Origin of the sequence: Massilia agilis, assembly GCF_024756255.1 — a bacterium.
Taxonomy (GTDB): Bacteria; Pseudomonadota; Gammaproteobacteria; order Burkholderiales; family Burkholderiaceae_D; genus Telluria; species Telluria agilis.
Window position 1 is genome coordinate 396,136 of the sequence record NZ_JANUHB010000004.1, and the last position, 19,951, is coordinate 416,086.

A 19,951-nucleotide genomic window follows, 5' to 3' on the forward strand; every position below is an offset into this window, starting at 1 on the left:
CTCGCCACTTCGTTGGGATGGCCGTCTGGCCCTCCGCGGGTGGCGAGACGTTTTTAGCGCCTTCCGTTTGAAACGATTTCTCCTGGGCCTCTAGCTCATGCCTGGTTAGAGCAGCGGACTCATAATCCGTTGGTGCGCGGTTCGACTCCGCGGAGGCCTACCAATGAAATCAAGGGGTTACGAATCGCCGTAACCCCTTAATTGTTTCAAAGAATTCAAACAATGTTCAACGCATCAGGTCGTGCTGCGATTTTTTGGGACAAGCGCAACGGCAGCGAAACCACTGTAAGTTGCTGAGCTTGCTTGTGTATGCAGTTGATCGGACGACCATCTGGCCGCGAGCTCGAGTCGCTGCCAGATAGTCGCAAATGAATGCTAACGCCTCGGGCGAGGGCGGCTGCGATGCCAATGGCGATAATGATAGCCACGACAAGCTTGGCACCGTCCCGATACTTGTCGCAGGTTTCTACGAGCTTGGCGAGGTCTTTCATGGTTGGCAGTTTGAAGTTCATCGATTGTTTACCCATTTAGTGCGCAGATGCCTAGCGGCCGAAATGATCAGTATTCTTACGTCGGCTAGGTCCCGACTGAAGTATTGCTGAGTTTCGAAAATTGAGGACTGACAACATTTACATGTTTGTTCGGTCGGCAATCACGTGGTGATTGCGTTCTCCGACAATGAACTAACGAAGGCCGCTGCGAGTATCAGCCGAATGACAACCGCGAAGGTGAACGGCAAGCATGTGCTAGCGCGCGGGCTCATCGCCAGGCGTGCGGAGGAAAGTGCGCCGTTTCGTGCAGCCGAGACTGCGACTGTCGTCGCTAAGAAGTGACGAGAGGAGGCAATGCCATGTTCAAACAAATTCCTTGTGTGCTCGCACTCGCCGTTGCAGCACACATCCCGCTTGCGGCGCACGCTGCCCAGCAAAAGAACTTGGATGTCCTAGGCACCTGGACCCTGACCAGGGTGCTCGATTCAGCTGAAATCACAGCGATGGATGACCAAGAGGCAGCCCGGCTCGTCGGCAGAACTTTGGTCATCCGGCCGGACAAAATCGTGATGGTCGGCGAGGACTGCGACCAGGCTGACTTTGAGCGGCATCGTGAGCCTGCTGCGAAATACGTACGTGAAAATTATCACGCACCTGTTGGGCGGCTCGGATTGCCAGATTCAGTCACAGTCGTGAACCTGGGCTGCACTGAAGCGCTCTTGAAAGGCAGCGGCCGAATTGTCGTTTTCTGGGACGGCTTCTTCTACGACGCAACGCGGCAGCCTGGTGCAGGAAAAAACGGCGCACATCCGGTAAAGTGACAAGATCGAACTTCGGCGGAGTATTGGTCTCGATTGAGGCTTCGTGAGTCAATTCGAGTTTCGTTCACCCGCGCCGCGCGGCCTGCGGCACCGGATGGAACTTATCCGTCGATATATCAAACCGCTTCAGCTTGTCATACAAGGTCTTCTTCGGAATCCCCAAGCTTTCGGCGGCCGCATTGACATTGCCTTCCTGACGCTGCAACGCCTCTTCGATAATTGCCTTTTCGAACGCATCAACTTGCTGGGCAAGCGATCCCTCGCGGCGGGTCCCCGAGGGCATCAGCATATCGTCCAGCAATCCCAGCACAAAGCGATCCGCCACGTTGTGCAGTTCCCGCACGTTGCCGGGCCAGCGTTGCGCCATCAGCGTGTGCAGCAGTTCGCTGCCGATCAGCGGCGCGCTCTGGCCGTAGCGTACGGCCGCCTGCAGCACGAAGAATTCGAACAGTAACGGAATGTCCTCACGCCGATTGCGCAGGGCAGGGAGCGTCAAACTGGCGACGTTGAGGCGGTAGTAGAGGTCGGCGCGAAACTTTCCCTGCTCCGACAGCACGCCAAGATCTTCCTTGGTCGCCGCGATCACACGCAGGTCGATCGGAATGACGGTGTTCGAACCAAGGCGCTCGACCTGCCGCTCCTGCAGCACGCGCAGCAGCTTGACCTGCAGGTTGAGCGGCATGCTTTCGATTTCGTCGAGGAAGAGCGTGCCGCCGTTGGCATGTTCGATCTTGCCGATGCGCCGGCGCTGCGCGCCCGTGAACGCGCCCTCTTCATGGCCGAACAGCTCCGATTCGAAAATCGTCTCCGGCAGCGCGCCGCAATTGATCGCGACAAAGGGATGATCCCGCCGGCTGCTGAAGTCATGCAGGCAGCGCGCCACCAGTTCCTTGCCGGTGCCGGTTTCCCCGAGGATCATGACGTCCGCGGTTTTGGGCGCGAGATTGAGCACTAGCCGCCGCACCTTGTCGATCGCATTGCTGCGCCCGACCATGCGCGCTTCGATGCCTTCGCGGTTTTCCAACTGGCGGCGCAGGGTCAGGTTCTCCAGCACCAGACGGCGCTTGTCGAGCGCGCGCCGGCACACTTCGATCAGCAGGTCGGACGAAAACGGCTTTTCGATAAAGTCATACGCACCCTGTCGCATGGCGCCTACCGCCATCGACACGTCGCCATGGCCGGTGACGAGAATGACCGGCAGCGACGGATCGCGTGAAGCGGCCAGTTGCAGAAGCTCCAGGCCATCCATGCCCGGCAGCCTGACGTCGCTGACGAGAATGCCGGCAAAGTCCGGGGACAAATGCGCCGTTGCTTCTTCCGCGCTGGCGCAGGCAGTGACGCGCAGCCCGGCCAGTTCCAGGGCTTGCTTCGCGCCCTTCCTGACCACCGCATCGTCTTCCACGAGCAGCACCTGCATGTCGTCGAAGTTCGTTTCAAGCATCTTGTTCCCCTAAATCTGTCTTGCCGCCCGGCGGCTGGCAGCGCAGCCGGATGATGAATTCTGCGCCGCTGTGCCCGTCGTTGCTGTGGTTCTGTACCTCAATCGTGCCGCCGGCGGCGCGGATGATGCCTGCGCTGATCGACAGCCCCAGGCCGAGCCCTTGCTCCTTGGTGGTGAAGAAGGGCTCGAAAATTTTCTGCGCGCTGGCTGGCGCAATGCCCGGCCCATTATCGGCCACACGGATCACCGCCTGGTCGCCGGACTGCGCCACGCGGATCGAAATATGCGCAATCTCGGCCGGGCCGACTGCGTCCATCGCGTTCGTGATCAGGTTGGAAAAGACCTGCCGCAGCCCGGTCTCGTTGCACAGGACGACGATATCTTGTTGCGGCCAGTCCTCGTCCAGCACCAGCCGGTCCGAGCCCCGAGTGGTGCGTACCTGCAGCATGGTCTGTTCGAACGCCTTGCGTACGCTCACCGGCTTTTGTGCATCATCGCTGCGCCGGGCAAAGCCTTTCAATTGAGAGGTGATATAGCCAAGGCGCTTGACCAGGTCCGAGATGATCGACAGGTTCTCCAGCGCTTCGTCGGCGCGTCCGCGTGTAATGAGCACCTGCGCATTGTCGGAAAAGGTCTGGATCGCCGCCAGCGGCTGGTTCAGCTCATGGGTGATGCCGGCCGCCATCTGTCCGATCGCGGCGAGTTTGCCGCTTTGTACCAGTTCAGCCTGGGCCTGGCGCAAGGTTTGCTCGGCGCGCTCGCGTTCACCGACTTCCGCCTGCAGCCGTTGATTGGCGTCGAGCAGCGCGGCGGTGCGCCGCTCGACCTTGGCTTCGAGTTCGTCGTTGGCGCGCTTGAGCGCTTGCTGTGCGTTCAGCCGCTCCGCAATGCGTCGCCGGCGCTGCAGCGCATACAGGATGCCAAGGCAAAGCGCGGTCCAGCCCAGCGCCGCGCCAACGGCCGCATTGCGCGCGGCGGCCCGCACCTGTCCCAGTTCGGCCAGCACCGTGATTTGCCATTCGAGGGGCTTGAGCCGGCTGCTGACCGCCATGTAGCCGCTTGGTTCGCCTTCCCTCGGCAAGTTCAGCGACAGCAGCTTTGCGCCGTCGGTCAGGCGTTGTTCAACCCGGTGTGGAAGTTGCGGCAGCGTCTCATGCAGGAACTGCCGCTGTTCGTGGATGCTTTTGCGCGCGCCCTCCGACAGCGGGGCAATTGTCTTGAATTTGAAGGCGGAGATCGACGACAGGAGAATGACGCCGTTGGCATCGGTCACCCAGATCTGTTCGGCCACGCTGGGCATGCGCCAGGACTGCTCCAGCCAGTCCAGGCTGACCTTGGCCGCGGCTACGCCGATAATGCGGCCATGGCGTCGTATCGGCAGCGCAATGAAGTAGCCCGCCTCGCGGGTCGATACGCCAATGCCATAAAAACGTCCAATGCCGCCGTTCACCGCTTGCCTGAAGTAGGGACGGAAGCCGTAGTTCTGCCCGACATACGAGGTCGGCTCTTTCCAGTTGCTCGACGCGTACACCTCGCCCTGCGGATTGATCACATAGACTGCGAAGGCCCCGGCGCCCTGGATCATCTCCTCCAGGTAGGCATTGACGCGTGCGGCCCGGTCGGGCGACTGGCTCTCGAGGAGGGCGGCGACTTCATCGCTCTGCGCGATGGCCAGTGGCAGGAATTCATACTTGGCAAGCACCCCGCCGATCGTGGCCGAGTACAGTTCGGCGCGCGACGCCAGCGTGCGGTGCAGGTCGTCGAGCTGGCGGCGTTCGACGAGCATGTAGGACAGCATCGTCACCGCGACCAGCGACGCCAGTGCCAGCAGCACGGTGTGCGACTGGCTCAGTTTCCATTTTTTTACCGCCACTTGTACTCCGCATTCAGATCACGCCCTGCCTCTGCAAACGGTCGATTTGTTCCCGGTCCAGGTGCAGGCGCTCTTGAAGTATCTCATGAGTATGCTCGCCTAGGAGCGGTGCCGCGCGATCATAGGCAACCGGCGTGTCGGACATGCGGATCGGATTGGCGACCGAGGCGACCGCGTCATGCAGCGCATGCGGCAGCGGCACGGCCAGCTGACGGTGGCGCGCCTGCGGCTCTTCGAACACCTGCGCGATCGTGTTGATCGGCCCGCAAGGAACGCCCACCGCTTCGAGCTGGTCCAGCCATTGGCGCGTCGTCCGTTCCTGCAGCACCGGCTCCAGCAACGCAATCAGTTCGACGCGGTGGCGCACGCGCATGGCATTGGTGGCAAAGAGTTCGTTGCTGCCCCACTCGGGATGTCCTGCAACCTGGCAGAAGCTGTTGAACTGGCGGTCGTTGCCCACCGCGAGAATGAGGTGGCCGTCCGCCGTGGCGAAGGCCTGGTAGGGAACGATGTTCGGATGGGCGTTGCCGAGCCGGCCCGGCACCACGTTGCCGACCAGGTAGTTCGATGCCTGGTTGGCGAGCATCGCCACTTGCACATCGAACAAGGCCAGGTCGATGTACTGTCCGGCGCCGCTCACCTCGCGCTGGGCGAGGGCGGCCAGCACGGCGACAGAGGCATACATCCCCGTCATCACATCGGTAACGGCGACGCCGACCTTCACCGGCCCGCCGCCGGCCACCTCATCGGGTTGTCCGGTGATGCTCATCAAGCCGCCCATCCCCTGGATCATGAAGTCGTAGCCGGCGCGCTGGGCGTCGGGGCCGTCCTGGCCAAAGCCGGTGATGGAGCAGTAGATCAGGCGTGGATTGATGGCCCGCAGTGACGCTTGGTCGAGCCCGTATTTTGCGAGCGCGCCCACCTTGTAGTTCTCGAGGACAATGTCGCACTCGGCGGCGAGTTTTTTGACGATGTCCTGGCCTTCCGGCGTCGAGATGTCGAGGGTCAGGGATTTCTTGCCGCGGTTGGCGGACAGGAAGTAGGCGGATTCCTTCGTTTCGGCGCCCGACCTGTCCTTCAGGTATGGAGGCCCCCATCCGCGCGTGTCATCGCCCACGCCGGGGCGTTCGACCTTGATTACTTCGGCGCCGAGATCGGCGAGCAACTGGCCGCACCACGGGCCGGCGAGCACGCGCGACAGGTCCAGCACTTTGATATGAGACAGCGCTCCAGGCATGGGAACCTCATTGAGAATGTTTGCATTCGGTGCGCAGGGCCACACGGCCATGGCACTTGTTATACGGCGGAGGGGTACGGCCAGCGGTAGTTGAACGCGTGGGCAGGAGGACCTGCCCACCCTACGTGGGGCGCGCGTTCATGCACGCCCAACTCGTCAGAAGGCCGCGATGCCGGTCTGTGCGCGACCCAGGATCAGCGCGTGGATGTCGTGCGTGCCTTCATAGGTATTCACGACTTCCAGGTTGACCAGGTGGCGCGCGACGCCGAACTCGTCGGAAATGCCGTTGCCGCCCATCATGTCGCGCGCCAGGCGTGCGATGTCGAGCGACTTGCCGCACGAGTTGCGCTTCATGATCGACGTGATTTCCACCGCCGCCGTGCCCTCGTCCTTCATGCGGCCCAGGCGCAGGCAACCTTGCAGGCCCAGCGTGATTTCGGTTTGCATGTCGGCCAGCTTTTTCTGGATCAGCTGGTTGGCCGCCAGCGGCTTGCCGAACTGCTTGCGGTCCAGCACGTATTGGCGCGCGCGGTGCCAGCAATCCTCGGCGGCACCCAGGGCGCCCCACGCGATGCCGTAGCGTGCCGAATTCAGGCAAGTGAACGGGCCTTTCAAGCCGCGCACTTCGGGGAAGGCGTTCTCTTCCGGGCAGAACACTTCATCCATCACGATCTCACCCGTGATCGAGGCGCGCAGGCCCACCTTGCCGTGGATCGCCGGGGCGCTCAGGCCTTTCCAGCCTTTTTCCAGCACGAAGCCGCGGATCGCGCCTTCGTCATCCTTGGCCCACACCACGAACACGTCGGCGATCGGCGAATTGGAAATCCACATCTTGCTGCCCGATAGGCTGAAGCCGCCGGGGACCTTCTTCGCCCGCGTGACCATCGAACCGGGGTCGGAACCATGGTTCGGCTCGGTCAGGCCGAAGCAGCCGATCCATTCGCCGGTGGCCAGCTTGGGCAGGTATTTCTGCTTGGTTTGCTCATTGCCGAATTCATAGATCGGCACCATCACCAGCGACGACTGCACGCTCATCATCGAGCGATAGCCGGAATCGACGCGCTCGACTTCGCGGGCGATCAGGCCGTAGCTCACATAGTTCAGGCCCGGGCCGCCATATTGTTCCGGAATGGTGGGGCCGAGCAGGCCCAGTTCACCCATTTCGCGGAAGATCGCCGGGTCGGTTTCTTCCTTGCGGAAGGCTTCGAGCACGCGCGGCTGCAGGCGCTCCTGGCAATAGGCGCTGGCGGCCTCGCGCACCATGCGTTCTTCATCCGTCAGTTGCTGATCCAGCAGCAGCGGATCGTCCCATTGAAATGCTGCTTTCGTTTGTCCCATGTTTTTTCCTAGTGAATTGATTGACGGTGCCGTATCAGTCGGCAGTCGTTGCGAGCAGCTCCGCGTTGTGGTGACGCTGCTGCTCTTCCATGACGAGTTCGCCCAGCATGCGCTTGAGCCGGTTGAATTCCGGGTCGCTGGGGTCGCGCGGACGTGGCAGGGTGATGCGCACGTCCTGCTTGATGGTGCCGGGACGATACGTCATCACGATCGTCCGGTCCGCGAGATAGATCGACTCTTCGATGCTGTGCGTGACGAAGATGATCGTGGTGCCGAAGGTCTTCCAGATTTTCAGCAGCTCGTCCTGCAGGTTGCGGCGGGTGAGGGCGTCGAGCGCGCCGAAGGGTTCGTCCATCAGCATGATCGGCGAATCCAGTGCCAGCACGCGCGCGATCGCCACGCGCTGGCGCATGCCGCCCGACAGGTCCTTGGGATAGCGGTCGCGGAATTCGCGCAGGCCCAGCATGTCCAGCAGCATGTCGACACGCTCCTTGATTGCCGCGGTCGGGCGGCCGGCGATTTCCAGGCCGAAGGCGATGTTCTGCTCGATCGTCATCCAGGGAAAGAGCGCATATTCCTGGAACACCATGCCGCGATCCGGCCCCGGTTCGGTGATGGGCCGGTTATCGACCAGGATCTCGCCCGAGCTGGGGTGCGAGAAGCCGGCAATCGCGTTGAGCAGCGTCGACTTGCCGCAGCCCGAGGGCCCCAGCAGGCAGACGAACTCGCCGCTGTTGATGGTGAGGTTGATGTCCTTGAGCGCGATGACATCGCTGCCGTGGCTCGAGAACACCTTGTTGACGCCGTTGATATGAATGGTTTTCATGCTGTCTTCTTCAATGTTCCAGTCCGCGATGCCACTTGAGCAGATGGTTGTTCAGCGCGTTCATGCCCAAGTCGATGGCAAGCCCGAACAGGCCGATGGTGAACATGCCGGCGATGATCTTGTCGGACCAGAAGTACTCGCGCGCTTCCAGGATGCGGAAGCCCAAGCCACTGTTCACTGCGATCATTTCCGCCACGATCACCACGATGAAGGCCGTTCCCATGCCGATGCGCGCACCGGCCAGGATGTAAGGCGTGGCCGCCGGCAAAATCACGCGGCGGAACATCGTCATCTGCCCCGCACCCAGGTTGCGTGCGGCGCGCAGGTAGATGCCGTCCACATGGCGTACGCCGGCAATCGTGTTCATCAGGACCGGGAAGAAGGAGCCGATGCTGATCAGGAAAAATGCCGGCGGATTGCCCAGGCCAAACCACAGGATCGCCAGCGGGATGTAGGCGATCGGCGGAATCGGCCGCAGGATCTGCACCAGCGGATCGAACAGCTTGTAGATCGTCTTGTTCGTTCCCATCAGCAGGCCGAGCGGCAGCGCCAGCCCGGCGCCGATCAGGAAGCCGCCGATCACGCGTGACAGGCTGGCATATGCGTCGTGCAGCAGCTCGCCGGAAAACAGCCAGACCAGGTAGCTACCCTGCTCGGGCGAATACGGTTCCAGCGGCGATGCGTACTCCAGCAGCTTGCGCAGTACCGCCAGCGGCGACGGTACGATCTGCGGATTGAGCCAGCCCAGTGCCGATACCGCCTGCCACAGCACTACGGCAGCAAGCGGCACGGCGGCACCGTGAAGAATGCGTTTGATCATGTTCGCGTTCATGGCGTCTCTTTACTTGCTAACCGATTTCTGGGCTGCTTCCAGCAGGTCCAGCTTGACCCAGTCCTTGGCTGCAGGCGGCGTCGCCATCCGACCGATGTTGTACTTCACCATGTAATCGGTGGTCTGCTGCACGTGCTCGGTGGTGATGTTTTCGGTGAAGCTGGCGTTGTTCATGGCATCCTGGTAGTCGTCCGACGTCACCTGGTTCTTGAACATCGATTCACGCACGTATTTCTCCGCCAGCTTGGGGTCGGCGATGAACTGGCGCGTCGCCATCACGAAGCACTGCATGAAGCGTGCGGCCACGTCGCGTTTTTCCTTGTACATCTTCTCGGTCATCACCAGGGCGCGCACCGGCTCGCCCAGCGGCGTGTCGTACGGCTTCATGATCTCGGCGCCGTACTTCTTGTGCATTGCCTGCGTTGCGTACGGTTCGGACTGGCTCATGGCGTCGATTTCCTTGGCCAGCAATGCCTGGTTCAGGTCGGGGTAGCCCATGTAAATGATCTGCACGTCCTTGCCCGGCTTGTCGGACCAGGTGAGCTTGTTTTTCGCCAGCTCGGTGAAAAGCAGGATCTCCTGCGGTCCGCCGCGGGTCACGCCAACTTTTTTGCCCTTGAGGTCAGCGACGGAATGGATGTTGAGGTCGGGGCGGCCGACGATGCGCACGCCACCCTTGGCAAATCCGCCGACCAGATACACCGGCACGCCGCTGGCACGTCCGGAAATCGCGGCTTCGAGCGCGCTGGCCGACACGTCGATTTCACCGGCGATGATGGCGGGCACGATGTCCAGGCCCTTGGCGAAGACGCGCTCTTCAATCTTGAGGTTGCACTTCGGTGCGATCTCTTTCATGTAGGCGACGGCGCCGTAGTGCGCGAACTTCAGGTTGCCCAGGCGGACCAGGTCGGCGGCTTGTGCGGTCGGCGCGATGGCGGCCGAAGCCAGTGCGATCATGGGAAAGCTGAGGATTGCCTTGAGGCCCTTGAGTTTCATTGCGTGTCTCCTGTTGTGGTATGTGGTGAATCCTTTGGCAGCTGGTCGCGTGCCAGAGTCCGCATATCCTTCAGCACAGTTCGTGCCATGCAGTGCCAAAACAGGAGGCGTCGTATCTACTTGATCTTTAATGCTTTTTTATTGGCGTCCTCTGGCGCGGCTGTGCGCGATTCCGGGCTTTCGCACTGGAGGCGCAAATCGTGTCCGGAATTTCGCACGACCCCAAGGGGGCGCTGCGGTGAACGCTAGCGCCGGCCAGGAGCCCGGGCGCCGTCCACGAACAAGCGGACGACCGCGGTGAACTCTTGCTTCAGGTCGAGTCGACGGTCAGTGATCCAGCGCATCAGCGCGCCCAGGTAGAGATAGTGAAAATAGATGGCCAGCCGTTCGGCCGGCTGTGACGGATCGAGTTCGCCGCGCTGCTGTGCGGCGGCGATCAGCAGCGACCACGTTTGCACCAGGTCACCTTTGCCATCGGTTTCGGCGTTCGGCTCAAAACTGGCGAACTTGTAGCGGATATAGGGCAGCAGATAGTCGGGATGGCGCTCGCACCAGCCAGCCGACTCCACCAGCAGGGCAGAGACGTTGGCACGGAAGGGTGCATCCAGGTCGAGCTGGAAGCCGGGGTGGCTTGCGAGATCGCGCGCCAGTTCACCCTCCAACAGATGCGCGAGGATTGCCTCCTTCACCGGAAAATACTTGTACAGCGTGCGCTTGGAGACCTCGGCCGCTGCCGCGATCTGCTCCATCGTCACCTCCATGTAACCACGGGCCTGGAACAGTTCACCGGCTGCGGCGGCGATCTGTTCCAACAGGCGGGCTTTTTTCAGCGTTCGCCGCTCGCTCACGGGCGCGTTGGGTCGAGTTTCCGGATCGGTAAGGGAGGCCATAGCCCGGGAGTATAAATGGTGTTAAAGTATACGTCGTATACTTTTTCAAAAGATCGTATGAAACTGCTGATCCTTACTTATGGAACGGAAGGCGACACCCGGCCGCTTGCTGCCCTTGGCCACCAGCTGGCCAGCGCCGGCCACGACGTACATCTGCTGGGCGACGCGAGCACCCTCGGCTCGGCACAAGAGCTGGGCCTCGCCAACGCGGCGCTGTCGGGCGACATCCGTCAGTTGTTTTCCACATGGAGCAGTCAAGGGGCAAAAGGCACGGCCAAGGCGCTGGCACAACTTACCAATGCCAATACCCGCGCCTGGACGCTCGAAACCCTGGCGGCGGCAGACGGCTGCGATGCCATCCTGACGTCCGGCCTGGCAGGTTTCGTTGGCCTGGCGGTTGCTGAACGGCTGGGCATCCCGGCCATCGGCACCGGCATGATTCCGCTCACGCCTTCGCGCGAGTTTCCTTCGCCCTTTCTGCCGCCGGGCCTGGTGCCGCGCTGGCTCAACCACGCCAGCCTCAGGCTGACCAACCAATTGGTCTGGCTGGCCTTCAGGAAAAGCTTGAATGAAGCGCGCCAGACCGTGCTCGGCCTGCCGGCGCGCCGGGAACTGCCCACCGAACATCCCATGCTCTATGGGATTTCGCCGACGATCCTGCCACAGCCTGGGGATTGGCCGGTTCACGCCCGCGTGTGCGGCCAATGGCAGACGCCGGCCGGTGAATTTACGCCGCCGCCTGAACTGGCCGATTTTCTCCGTGCTGGTCCGCCGCCGGTCTACGTGGGCTTTGGCAGCATGGCGGGCATCGATGGGCCGCGCCTGGCCAATACGCTGGTGACCGCCCTGGCTGGCCGACGCGCATTGTTCTACCCAGGCTGGAGCGGCATGGATGACGTCGAGCTGCCGGACAATATCCTGCGCATCGGCACGACCCCGCACGGCTGGCTGCTTCCGCGCATGGCCGCGGTCGTTCACCATGGTGGCTCCGGGACCACCCATTCCGCCACCCGCGCGGGCGTGCCATCGATCGTCATCCCATTTGCAGGCGACCAGGCATTCTGGGCCGACCGCCTGCATCGCCTGGGCATTGCGCCGCCAGCGCTCGATGGCGCGAAGCTGGATGCGGGCGCATTGGGGAGGGCGATCAGCTTTGTCGAACGTCCGGAGGTCCGGAAGCGCGCCGCGGAGCTTGGCGAGCAGATGGAACAGGAAAACGGGCTGGCGATGGCCGTAGGGGAGATTGAGAAGCTCTGCTGTTGAGAGCATGTAGTGTCGTATTATATTGCTCTTCGGCAATTATAGTTACTCAATCTCATGAATACCGATTCGGCCCACCAGGGCATCCAGTTCGACGCGGTGGCCGCGGCGGCTGACGCATTACAGAAGGACGGCAAACCGGTCACCATCGACGCCGTGCGGGAAATCCTCGGCGCCGGCTCGCCAACCGCCATCCAGAAGCATCTGATCCCGTGGCGCGCCAGCCAGGCGGGGCCAGCGAGCACCAGCAAGGCGGAACTGCCTGAAACGATTGTCGCCGCCTTGGCCGACTGGGCGCAGCAATTCGCCCAGGAGTCCGGCGCCGGCGCGCGCGAGGCGCTGGCGCAGTCCGAAAGCGACATGCAGGTCCTGCTCGAGGCCGGCGAAGCGCTCGAAGGCGAGCGCGACGAATTGCGGGCACAGGTCGCGTCCGTGACCGCGGCATCGCACGCAGCCATTGCTGAACGGGACGAGGAGATCGAGCGGCTGCAGGCGGAGCTGCGCAACGCACGCCATATCGCCACCGAAGCCCTGGTCGGCAAGGCCAAGGACCAGCTGGCCATCGACGGCAAGGACGCCCAGCTGGCCGACTTGCGCACGCAGCTCGAGCGCTACGTGGCGTCGTCCTCGGAGCAATCCGATGCGCGCCTGGCTGCCGAAATGGAGCTGGTGGGCGCGAAGACCGTCCGCGAAAGCCTGGAGGCCGAGATCACCGACCTGCGCAAACAGCTGGACGCGTCGCGTGCCGAGCGCGGCGCCCTACGGGCGGAACTGGAGACCTTGCGCGCCAGAGCCTAGCCTGTGCCCTCGCCGATGATGGGGGCGCGATTCATCTGCTCCCCGATCCAGTTGGTAGTTTCACGATCCGGAACACCGCCGCCTTGCAGTTGACACCACCATGCCCGATGGCCACACTAGGCATGGATGAACCCGCTTGTGTTCGCAGAAAGAGAGACTCAGATGAAATACTCGTTTTCCGGCCAATCCGTGCTGGTGACCGGCGCCGGCTCCGGCATTGGCGAAGCCACCGCGCGCCTGCTGGCACAACAAGGCCTGTCGGTGGTGGTGTCCGACGTGCACGCCGACGCGGTCAAGCGCGTCACCGATGCCATCGCCGCCTCCGGTGGCCGTGCCGTGCCGAACGTCGCCAACGTGGCCGATCCCGCGCAGGTAGAGGCAGCGGTCGATTGCGCCGTGAAGCACTTCGGCGCACTGCATTTCGCTTTCAACAACGCCGGCATTGGCGGCACGCTGCTGCCGGCCGGCGAGCTGCCCGCGGATGACTGGCAGCGGGTCATCGACATCAACCTGAGCGGCGTTGCGCACGGCCTGCGCTACCAGATCCCGGCCATCCTCGCCGCAGGCGGCGGCGCGATCGTCAACATGTCGTCCATTCTTGGCCTCGTCGGCAACTCCTTCGCGCCAGCCTACGTGGCCGCCAAGCACGGCGTCACCGGCCTGACCCGCTCGGCCGCGCTCGCGTATTCGGCCCAGGGCATTCGCATCAACTCGATCCATCCCGGCTACGTGGACACCCCCATCCTGGACGGACTCGACCAGGCCGCGCGCGCCGGCCTGGTAGGCCTGCACGCCATCGGGCGCCTGGGCCGTGCCGAAGAAATCGCACATGCCGTCGCCTTCCTGCTGTCGGACGGCGCCAGCTTCATGACGGGCTCCGCGATGGTGGTCGATGGCGGCTACACGGCGAGCTGACCGTGCGGCGCCTGATCCTGCCCCTGCCGGGCAATGAAGCCTTCGCCGCCGCACTCGCGTCGGCAACCGATGCTGAGCTGGGCCGCCTGGAGACCCGCCAGTTCCCCGATGGCGAAAGCTATGTGCGCCTGCATGGCGACCCCGCCGGCCGCGCCGTGGACCTCGTCTGCACGCTGGCCAAGCCGGACGCGCAGTTCCTGCCGCTGGTGTTCGCCGCCGACGCCGCCCGCGACCTGGGCGCCACCGAGGTCAACCTGGTCGCGCCTTACCTGGCCTATATGCGCCAGGACAAGCGCTTCAACGATGGCGAGAGCGTGACCTCGCTGTCCTTTGCCCGGCTGGTGTCCTCCACCTTCGACCGCCTGCTGACCGTGGACCCGCACCTGCACCGGCATCCGACGCTGGCCGCGCTCTACACGATCTCCACGACGACGCTGCACGCCGCGCCACAGTTGGCCGACTGGATCGCGGCCAACGTCGAATCCCCGCTTATCGTCGGCCCCGACGAGGAAAGCGAGCAGTGGGCCGCGGCGATCGCCTCGCGTATCGACGCGCCGCACGCGGTGCTCACCAAGACCCGCCACGGCGATCGCAGCGTCGACATCGAAGTGCCGGACCTGGCCGCCTGGCGCGGCCGCACGCCGGTGGTGGTGGACGATATCGCCTCGTCGGGCCGCACGCTGGCGGTGGCCGCGCGCAAGCTCGCCGAACAGGGACTGGGTAAACCCGAGTGCGTCGTCGTGCACGCGCTGTTTGCCGACGATGCGTGGAACGAGCTGCAGCCTCTTTTCACGCGCATCACCTCCACCGACGCCGTGCCGCATCCGAGCAACCGGATCGCCCTTGCGCCGCAGTTTGCCAGCGCGCTGCTGAACAACGTGCGCGACTGAAGGCCAGCCAACCACTTAACACGAATAAGAAAACCCCATGCTTTCATTGACCAGCCTCGGCGGCGCCGGGACCGTCACCGGTTCCAAGCACCTGCTTACCTATGGTGATTCCAAAATCCTCGTGGACTGCGGCCTGTTCCAGGGCCTGAAGAACCTGCGCACGCTGAACTGGCAGGACCTGCCGGTGTCGCCGCGCGACATCGACGCGGTCGTGCTCACGCACGCCCACCTCGACCACAGCGGCTACCTGCCGCGCCTGATCCGCAACGGCTTTCACGGCAAGATCTTCTCCACGGCCGCCACGCGAGACGTGGCCAAGCTGATCCTGCTCGACAGCGCCTGGCTGCAGGAGAAGGACGCCGAATTCGCCAACCGCAAGGGCTACTCCAAGCACAAGCCGGCGCTGCCGCTGTACACGGTGCAGGACGCGGAACACTCGCTCAAGCATTTCGAGTCCGTACGGTTCCACGACGAAGTGGCGCTGCCCGGCGGCGCCAGCCTGCTGCTGCGCCGCGCCGGCCACATCCTCGGCGCTTCTTCGGCGCAGATCGACGTGGACGGCGTGCGCATCGTGTTCTCGGGCGACCTTGGCCGCTACGACGACCCGGTCATGTTCGATCCCGAGCCGGTCACGGAGGCCGACTACGTCGTCATCGAGTCCACCTACGGCAACCGCCGTCACGACCGCTCCGACGCCCTCGCGGCGCTGGACGAGGTGATCGCGCGCACCGTGCGCCGCGGCGGCACCGTGGTCATCCCGGCCTTTGCGGTCGGCCGCGCGCAGTCGCTCATCTACAACCTGTGGCAGCTGCGCCAGCGCGGCAGCCTGCACAACGTGCCGGTGTTCCTGGACAGCCCGATGGCGACCAGCGCCACCGAACTGCTGCACCGCCACCAGCACGACCACAAGCTCTCCATGGACGAGTACGAGGCCGCGTGCGACGCCGTCACCTATGTGCGCGACGTGGAGGAATCGAAGGCGCTCTCGGCCAACCGCTATCCGAAGGTGATCATCTCGGCCAGCGGCATGGCCACCGGTGGGCGTGTGCTGCACCACATTGCCGCGTTCGCGCCGGACCATCGTAACACGCTGCTCTTCTCGGGCTTCCAGGCGGCCGGCACGCGCGGGCGCAAGCTGCTCGAAGGCGCGCGCGAAGTGAAGGCCTACGGCACCTGGATTCCGGTGAACGCGGAGGTCGCGGAACTGCCGATGCTGTCGGCGCACGCCGATTGCGATGAGTTGATGAAGTGGCTGTCCGGCTTCAAGCGTGCGCCCAAGCGCGTGTTCGTGGTCCACGGCGAGCCGGAGGCGTCGGAAGCGCTGCGCGAACGGATCGCGCGCGAACTCGGGTGGGCGGTCGACGTTCCCCTGCAAGGCCAGGAGTTCGTCCTGTGAGCGCTGTCATCTGGCCCGAGCAGCCGCTGCTGCGCGCAACGCGTTTGCGCCTGCACGCGCAAGACCAGGCCATTGCGCTGATGCGCGCCGATTGCCACGTCTGCCGCTCCGAGGGACTGTCACCGCGCTCGCAGGTGCTGGTGGTGGCCGGCAAGCATGAGGTGCAGGCCTTGCTGTACCAGATCGACAGCCCGCTGCTCGAGCAGGGCCAGGTGGCGCTGTCGGAGGCGGCCTGGGACGCGCTGCACATCAGCGACGGCGACGAGGTCCAGGTCCGCCACCCGCCGGTGCTCGAATCGCTGGCCGGCATCCGCCGCCGCATCCACGGCTACCGGCTGAACGCGCAGGACCTGTCGGCCATCGTGCGCGACGTGGTGGACGGGCGCTACACCGACGTTCACTTGTCGGCCTTCCTGACCGCGACAGCCACGCTGCCGCTGGACGCCCTGGAAACCGTGCACCTCACGCGCGCGATGGTCGATGTCGGCGAGAGCCTGCACTGGAATGCGCCGGTGGTGGTGGACAAGCACTGCGTGGGCGGCCTGCCGGGCAACCGGACGACGCCGATCGTTGTCGCGATTGCCGCCGCCAATGGCCTGGTGATGCCCAAGACCTCGTCGCGCGCGATCACTTCGCCGGCCGGCACCGCCGACACGATGGAGATGCTCGCGCCCGTGGACCTGGACATGGCCACGCTGCGCAAGGTGGTCGAGACCGAGGGCGGTTGCGTGGCCTGGGGCGGTTCCATGCACCTGAGCCCCGCCGACGACATTTTCGTGCGTATCGAGCGCGAGCTGGACATCGACACCGAAGGCCAGTTGATCGCCTCGGTGCTGTCGAAGAAGATCGCGGCCGGCGCGACCCACGTGGTCATCGACATTCCGATCGGGCCGACGGCCAAGGTGCGCAGCCGCGAAAACGCGGTGCGTCTCTCGGCCAAGCTGCGCGCGACCGCAGCCGATTTCGGCCTTGCGCTGCGCTGCATGTTCTCGGACGGGAACCAGCCGGTCGGGCGCGGGATCGGCCCGGCGCTGGAAGCGCGCGATGTGCTGGCCGTGCTGCAGAACGAGCCCGGCGCACCGGAAGACCTGCGCGAGCGCGCCGTGCTCGTTGCCAGCGCGGTGCTGGAACTGGGCGGCGCAGCGGCCGAGGGCGAGGGCATGCGCGTGGCGCGCGAGACGCTCGACAGCGGGCGCGCCTGGGACAAGTTCAAGCGCATCTGCGAGGCGCAGGGCGGCCTGCGCGAACCGAAACGCGCCGAGTTCGTCGAGCCGCTGGTGGCAACGCACGGCGGCCAGGTGGTGCACATCGACAATCGCAAGCTGTCGCGGCTGGCCAAGCTGGCCGGCGCACCGGCCAGTCCCGCGGCGGGCGTGCACATGGAAGTGCGCCTGGGCGACGAGGTGGCGCGCGGCCAGCCGCTTCTGTACGTCCACGCGCAAACGCCGGGCGAGATGGCCTACGCGCTCGACTACGCGCGCCAGGCCGGCGACATTATCCGGGTGGAGGCGTAGACCGGGAACCAGGCGGTTGTTGGACGTGTTTGGTCGGCGGAACGCTGGCTGGACGCGTGGGCAGGGTGCGGCTGGGCAGTGCCCAGCCAAACGCCCACCCTACCTTATTCCCGGCCGTTCAGGCGGCGTTGCGCGCAACGGCGGCGAGGACCAGCGCTTTGAATGCTTTCTCGTCGATCGCGTCGCCCTCGTGAAAGTCGATGGCGCGCCGCACCTTGCCTTCCAGGCTGGAGTTGAACAGGCGCGCCGGGTCCGGTAGCGATGCGCCTTTCGGGAAGGTGAGCTTGACCGCTTTCTTGTAGGTCTCGCCGGTGCAGATGATGCCGTCGTGCGACCACACCGGAACCTGCCACTTCCATTCTTCGACCACCTGCGGGTCCGCCTGCTGGATGAGGGCGCGGATCCGGGCGAGCATGGCGCCGCGCCAGTCGCCCAGTTCCTGGATGCGCGCGTCGATCAGTTCCGATGGCGACGGCCCGGCAGGATTCGCGTTCTTGTTCATGGTTGCTCCTCAGGTTGGGTCCGGCGCGCGGCTCACTTCTGGCTGGCGATCCACTTGTCCACTTGCGCTTCCAGGATCGGCAGCGGCAGGGTGCCGTCGCCCATCACCACGGCGTGGAATTTCGGGTAGCTGAACTTCGGCCCCAGCGCCTTTTGCGCCTTGGCGCGCAGTTCCAGGATCTTCAGCGCGCCCACCTTGTAGGCCAGCGCCTGGCCCGGCCATACCATGTAGCGCTCGATCTGGTTGGTGGCGCGCGCTTCGCTGTAGCCCAGCACCTGCATCGCGTACGCCACCGCCTTCTCACGGCTCCAGCCCATCGCGTGCATGCCCGTGTCCACCACCAGCCGCACCGCGCGCAACAGTTCGTCGTTCAGGTGGCCGTAGTAGGGCGCCGGGTCGTCGTAGAAGCCGAACTCGCGCCCCAGCGTCTCGCAGTACAGCGCCCAGCCCTCGGTGTAGGCGGCCGCGCTCGGGTGCTCGGTGTAGAACTTGCGGAAGTCCGGCAGCGGCAGTTCCTTGAGCAGCGCCGCGTGCAGGTGGTGGCCCGGCACGCCTTCGTGCAGCAGCAGGCTGGTCATGCCCACGTTGCTGTACTTCGCGGGGTCATTGACCACGGCCCAGAACACGCCCGGGTGCGAGCCGTCCGCCGCCACCGGCGTGTAGTGGTCCGACGCGGTGGCGCGCGTGAGCTCGGGTTCGAGCTGGATGTCGAGTCTGGCCTTGGGCAGCAGGCTGAAGTAGTTCGGCAGCTTGGCGTCCACCGTCGCGTAGATCTTGCGGTAGGCGTCCAGCACTTCCTGCTCGGTGTGGAAGGGCTTGAATTTGTCCTGCGCCGCCACCCATTGCGGCAGCTGGTTGGCCGGGCCCGTGTAGCCCAGCTTGGGCCCCAGTTCGGCCAGCTGGCGCTGGATGCGTGCCACTTCCTTCAGGCCCAGCTCGTGGATCTGCTGCGGCGTGAGCGCCAGGTTGGTGTTGTTCTTGATGCGCGCCTTGTACCAGGCCGCGCCGTTGGGAAGCTCGCCGTAGCCGGAGCTCGCGCGCGCGGCGGCCATGTAGTCGGACTCGAGGAACTGGCACAGGCTGTCCAGCGCGGGGCCGATGCGCGCCACCGCCTGGCGGTACGCGGCCGTCAGCTCTTCCTTGTCCTTGGCCGAGAATTGCGCCGGCAGGTTCTTGATCGGCGTGTAGAAGATGCTCGCTTCAGGCGTGCTGCTCCTGAGCTGCTGGAACTGCGGCAGCATCTTCACCACGATCGCCTTCGGCTGCACCACGCCCACGCGGATGCCTTCCTTCATGTTGACGATGGCCTGGTCGATCCACGCGGGCAGCTGGTTCAGGCGGGACAGGTAGGCGCGATACTGGGCCGGCGTGGTCAAGGGCTGCGAGCCGGTGCCGCTGGCGTAGTTGGCCAGCACGCTGGGCACGTTCTCGAAGTGGTTCAGGGGCAGCAGGTGCTCGGGGAAGTGCTCCAGGTCGAGCTGGCTGTTGATTTCGAACTCGAGGATGTCGTAGTTCAGCCGCGCCTTTTCCGGCAGCTGCGCGCGCTCGATCATGTGCAGCTGGCGCAGCTCGTCGTGGTACTGCGCGAACTGTTTGGCCCGCACCACAGGCGAGATCGCCATGCCGATCTGGTCGTCGTAGCGGCTGTCGCCATTGGCGGTGGCGTACAGCAGCGGGTCGAACTTCGCGCGCGCCACGTAGAACTGGTCGGCCAGCTTGTCGAGCTTTTGCTGGGCCGGGCTGGGCGCCGCGGCGCGGGTCGCGGCCAGCGCGGGGTGGGTCAGGACGGCGCCCGTCAGCAGGCAGGCAGCGAGGGCGGTAACACGCAGTGCGGGAAGGGTTCGGGACATCGTCGTGGCATCCTTAGGTTGAAGTTCCGAAAGGATACAACAGTTGTTGCACGATCCAGACGCGAGTTCGATACTAAAGTT

Annotated in this window: 18 protein-coding genes and 1 tRNA gene; 8 read left to right on the forward strand and 11 right to left on the reverse strand. The window is 64.3% G+C overall.

From position 1 onward, the window contains the following. Positions 1-84 precede the first annotated feature (84 nt). Positions 85-163 (forward strand) — tRNA-Ile (locus NX774_RS18415). Between the two features lie 52 nt (positions 164-215). Here the strand turns inward: NX774_RS18415 and NX774_RS18420 are convergent. Beyond that, positions 216-512, reverse strand: coding sequence for a hypothetical protein (locus tag NX774_RS18420; RefSeq protein WP_258823718.1), 297 nt, complete (start codon positions 510-512; stop codon positions 216-218). A 338-nt stretch (positions 513-850) separates the two neighbouring features. Here NX774_RS18420 and NX774_RS18425 point away from each other — a divergent pair, with 338 nt between their 5' ends. Further along, a complete protein-coding gene (locus NX774_RS18425) occupies positions 851-1,312 on the forward strand; it encodes a hypothetical protein (protein WP_258823719.1) in 462 nt (153 codons plus the stop codon). Positions 1,313-1,376: 64 nt separating this feature from the next. Here NX774_RS18425 and NX774_RS18430 read toward each other — a convergent pair whose 3' ends face one another. The 8 genes from NX774_RS18430 to NX774_RS18465 form a co-directional block, all read right to left on the reverse strand. Beyond that, positions 1,377-2,753, reverse strand: coding sequence for a sigma-54-dependent transcriptional regulator (locus NX774_RS18430; protein WP_258823720.1), 1,377 nt, complete (start codon positions 2,751-2,753; stop codon positions 1,377-1,379). Continuing rightward, a complete protein-coding gene (locus tag NX774_RS18435) occupies positions 2,746-4,626 on the reverse strand; it encodes a sensor histidine kinase (protein ID WP_258823721.1) in 1,881 nt (626 codons plus the stop codon). Before NX774_RS18435 ends, NX774_RS18430 begins: the two co-directional genes overlap by 8 nt. Positions 4,627-4,639: 13 nt before the next feature. Continuing rightward, on the reverse strand, positions 4,640-5,863 hold the full coding sequence (locus NX774_RS18440; protein ID WP_258823722.1) for a CaiB/BaiF CoA transferase family protein: 1,224 nt from the start codon (positions 5,861-5,863) through the stop codon (positions 4,640-4,642). A gap of 156 nt (positions 5,864-6,019) precedes the next feature. Then, entirely contained in the window at positions 6,020-7,201 is a 1,182-nt protein-coding gene (locus NX774_RS18445) for an acyl-CoA dehydrogenase (protein WP_258823723.1), read from the reverse strand. 34 nt (positions 7,202-7,235) lie between these two features. Continuing rightward, complete coding sequence (locus tag NX774_RS18450) at positions 7,236-8,027, reverse strand: ABC transporter ATP-binding protein (protein WP_258823724.1); 792 nt, start codon at positions 8,025-8,027, stop codon at positions 7,236-7,238. A gap of 10 nt (positions 8,028-8,037) precedes the next feature. Next, positions 8,038-8,859 carry an ABC transporter permease gene (locus NX774_RS18455; RefSeq protein WP_258823725.1) on the reverse strand — a complete coding sequence of 274 codons (822 nt, stop codon included), beginning with the start codon at positions 8,857-8,859 and terminating at the stop codon, positions 8,038-8,040. A 9-nt stretch (positions 8,860-8,868) separates the two neighbouring features. Next, the gene (locus NX774_RS18460; protein ID WP_370660448.1) at positions 8,869-9,855 is read right to left on the reverse strand and encodes an ABC transporter substrate-binding protein; all 987 of its coding nucleotides are present in this window, start codon (positions 9,853-9,855) and stop codon (positions 8,869-8,871) included. 245 nt (positions 9,856-10,100) lie between these two features. Then, positions 10,101-10,745 (reverse strand): TetR/AcrR family transcriptional regulator, encoded by a 645-nt coding sequence (locus NX774_RS18465; RefSeq protein WP_258823726.1) that lies wholly within the window; start codon positions 10,743-10,745, stop codon positions 10,101-10,103. Between the two features lie 57 nt (positions 10,746-10,802). Between NX774_RS18465 and NX774_RS18470 the strand changes: the two genes are divergently transcribed. The 6 genes from NX774_RS18470 to NX774_RS18495 all read left to right on the forward strand — a co-directional run bounded on the left by NX774_RS18470 (position 10,803) and on the right by NX774_RS18495 (position 17,518). After that, entirely contained in the window at positions 10,803-12,008 is a 1,206-nt protein-coding gene (locus NX774_RS18470; protein ID WP_258823727.1) for a glycosyltransferase, read from the forward strand. 54 nt (positions 12,009-12,062) lie between these two features. Continuing rightward, the gene (locus tag NX774_RS18475; RefSeq protein ID WP_258823728.1) at positions 12,063-12,803 is read left to right on the forward strand and encodes a DNA-binding protein; all 741 of its coding nucleotides are present in this window, start codon (positions 12,063-12,065) and stop codon (positions 12,801-12,803) included. Positions 12,804-12,965: 162 nt separating this feature from the next. Beyond that, on the forward strand, positions 12,966-13,718 hold the full coding sequence (locus NX774_RS18480) for an SDR family NAD(P)-dependent oxidoreductase (protein ID WP_258823729.1): 753 nt from the start codon (positions 12,966-12,968) through the stop codon (positions 13,716-13,718). Between the two features lie 2 nt (positions 13,719-13,720). Beyond that, positions 13,721-14,608, forward strand: coding sequence for a ribose-phosphate pyrophosphokinase (locus tag NX774_RS18485; RefSeq protein ID WP_258823730.1), 888 nt, complete (start codon positions 13,721-13,723; stop codon positions 14,606-14,608). Between the two features lie 37 nt (positions 14,609-14,645). Beyond that, positions 14,646-16,004, forward strand: coding sequence for an MBL fold metallo-hydrolase RNA specificity domain-containing protein (locus NX774_RS18490; protein ID WP_258823731.1), 1,359 nt, complete (start codon positions 14,646-14,648; stop codon positions 16,002-16,004). Continuing rightward, entirely contained in the window at positions 16,001-17,518 is a 1,518-nt protein-coding gene (locus NX774_RS18495) for a thymidine phosphorylase family protein (RefSeq protein WP_258823732.1), read from the forward strand. The genes NX774_RS18490 and NX774_RS18495 overlap by 4 nt, the downstream gene beginning before the upstream one ends. A gap of 118 nt (positions 17,519-17,636) precedes the next feature. Here the strand turns inward: NX774_RS18495 and NX774_RS18500 are convergent, their stop codons facing one another. Together NX774_RS18500 and NX774_RS18505 are read right to left on the reverse strand one after the other, a co-directional pair. Then, the gene (locus tag NX774_RS18500; RefSeq protein WP_258823733.1) at positions 17,637-18,020 is read right to left on the reverse strand and encodes a DUF1801 domain-containing protein; all 384 of its coding nucleotides are present in this window, start codon (positions 18,018-18,020) and stop codon (positions 17,637-17,639) included. A 32-nt stretch (positions 18,021-18,052) separates the two neighbouring features. Next, complete coding sequence (locus NX774_RS18505) at positions 18,053-19,870, reverse strand: DUF885 domain-containing protein (RefSeq protein WP_258823734.1); 1,818 nt, start codon at positions 19,868-19,870, stop codon at positions 18,053-18,055. Between the last annotated feature and the right edge of the window lie 81 nt (positions 19,871-19,951).

What these genes read in the sequence shown, in the direction of transcription:
- NX774_RS18505 (WP_258823734.1), bottom strand. Translation starts at nt 19,870, where the DNA reads ATGTCCCGAACCCTTCCCGCACTGCGTGTTACCGCCCTCGCTGCCTGC.
- NX774_RS18475 (WP_258823728.1), top strand. Translation starts at nt 12,063, where the DNA reads ATGAATACCGATTCGGCCCACCAGGGCATCCAGTTCGACGCGGTGGCC.
- NX774_RS18465 (WP_258823726.1), bottom strand. Translation starts at nt 10,745, where the DNA reads ATGGCCTCCCTTACCGATCCGGAAACTCGACCCAACGCGCCCGTGAGC.
- NX774_RS18490 (WP_258823731.1), top strand. Translation starts at nt 14,646, where the DNA reads ATGCTTTCATTGACCAGCCTCGGCGGCGCCGGGACCGTCACCGGTTCC.
- NX774_RS18445 (WP_258823723.1), bottom strand. Translation starts at nt 7,201, where the DNA reads ATGGGACAAACGAAAGCAGCATTTCAATGGGACGATCCGCTGCTGCTG.
- NX774_RS18430 (WP_258823720.1), bottom strand. Translation starts at nt 2,753, where the DNA reads ATGCTTGAAACGAACTTCGACGACATGCAGGTGCTGCTCGTGGAAGAC.
- NX774_RS18440 (WP_258823722.1), bottom strand. Translation starts at nt 5,863, where the DNA reads ATGCCTGGAGCGCTGTCTCATATCAAAGTGCTGGACCTGTCGCGCGTG.
- NX774_RS18480 (WP_258823729.1), top strand. Translation starts at nt 12,966, where the DNA reads ATGAAATACTCGTTTTCCGGCCAATCCGTGCTGGTGACCGGCGCCGGC.
- NX774_RS18500 (WP_258823733.1), bottom strand. Translation starts at nt 18,020, where the DNA reads ATGAACAAGAACGCGAATCCTGCCGGGCCGTCGCCATCGGAACTGATC.
- NX774_RS18450 (WP_258823724.1), bottom strand. Translation starts at nt 8,027, where the DNA reads ATGAAAACCATTCATATCAACGGCGTCAACAAGGTGTTCTCGAGCCAC.
- NX774_RS18420 (WP_258823718.1), bottom strand. Translation starts at nt 512, where the DNA reads ATGAACTTCAAACTGCCAACCATGAAAGACCTCGCCAAGCTCGTAGAA.
- NX774_RS18455 (WP_258823725.1), bottom strand. Translation starts at nt 8,859, where the DNA reads ATGAACGCGAACATGATCAAACGCATTCTTCACGGTGCCGCCGTGCCG.
- NX774_RS18425 (WP_258823719.1), top strand. Translation starts at nt 851, where the DNA reads ATGTTCAAACAAATTCCTTGTGTGCTCGCACTCGCCGTTGCAGCACAC.
- NX774_RS18460 (WP_370660448.1), bottom strand. Translation starts at nt 9,855, where the DNA reads ATGAAACTCAAGGGCCTCAAGGCAATCCTCAGCTTTCCCATGATCGCA.
- NX774_RS18470 (WP_258823727.1), top strand. Translation starts at nt 10,803, where the DNA reads ATGAAACTGCTGATCCTTACTTATGGAACGGAAGGCGACACCCGGCCG.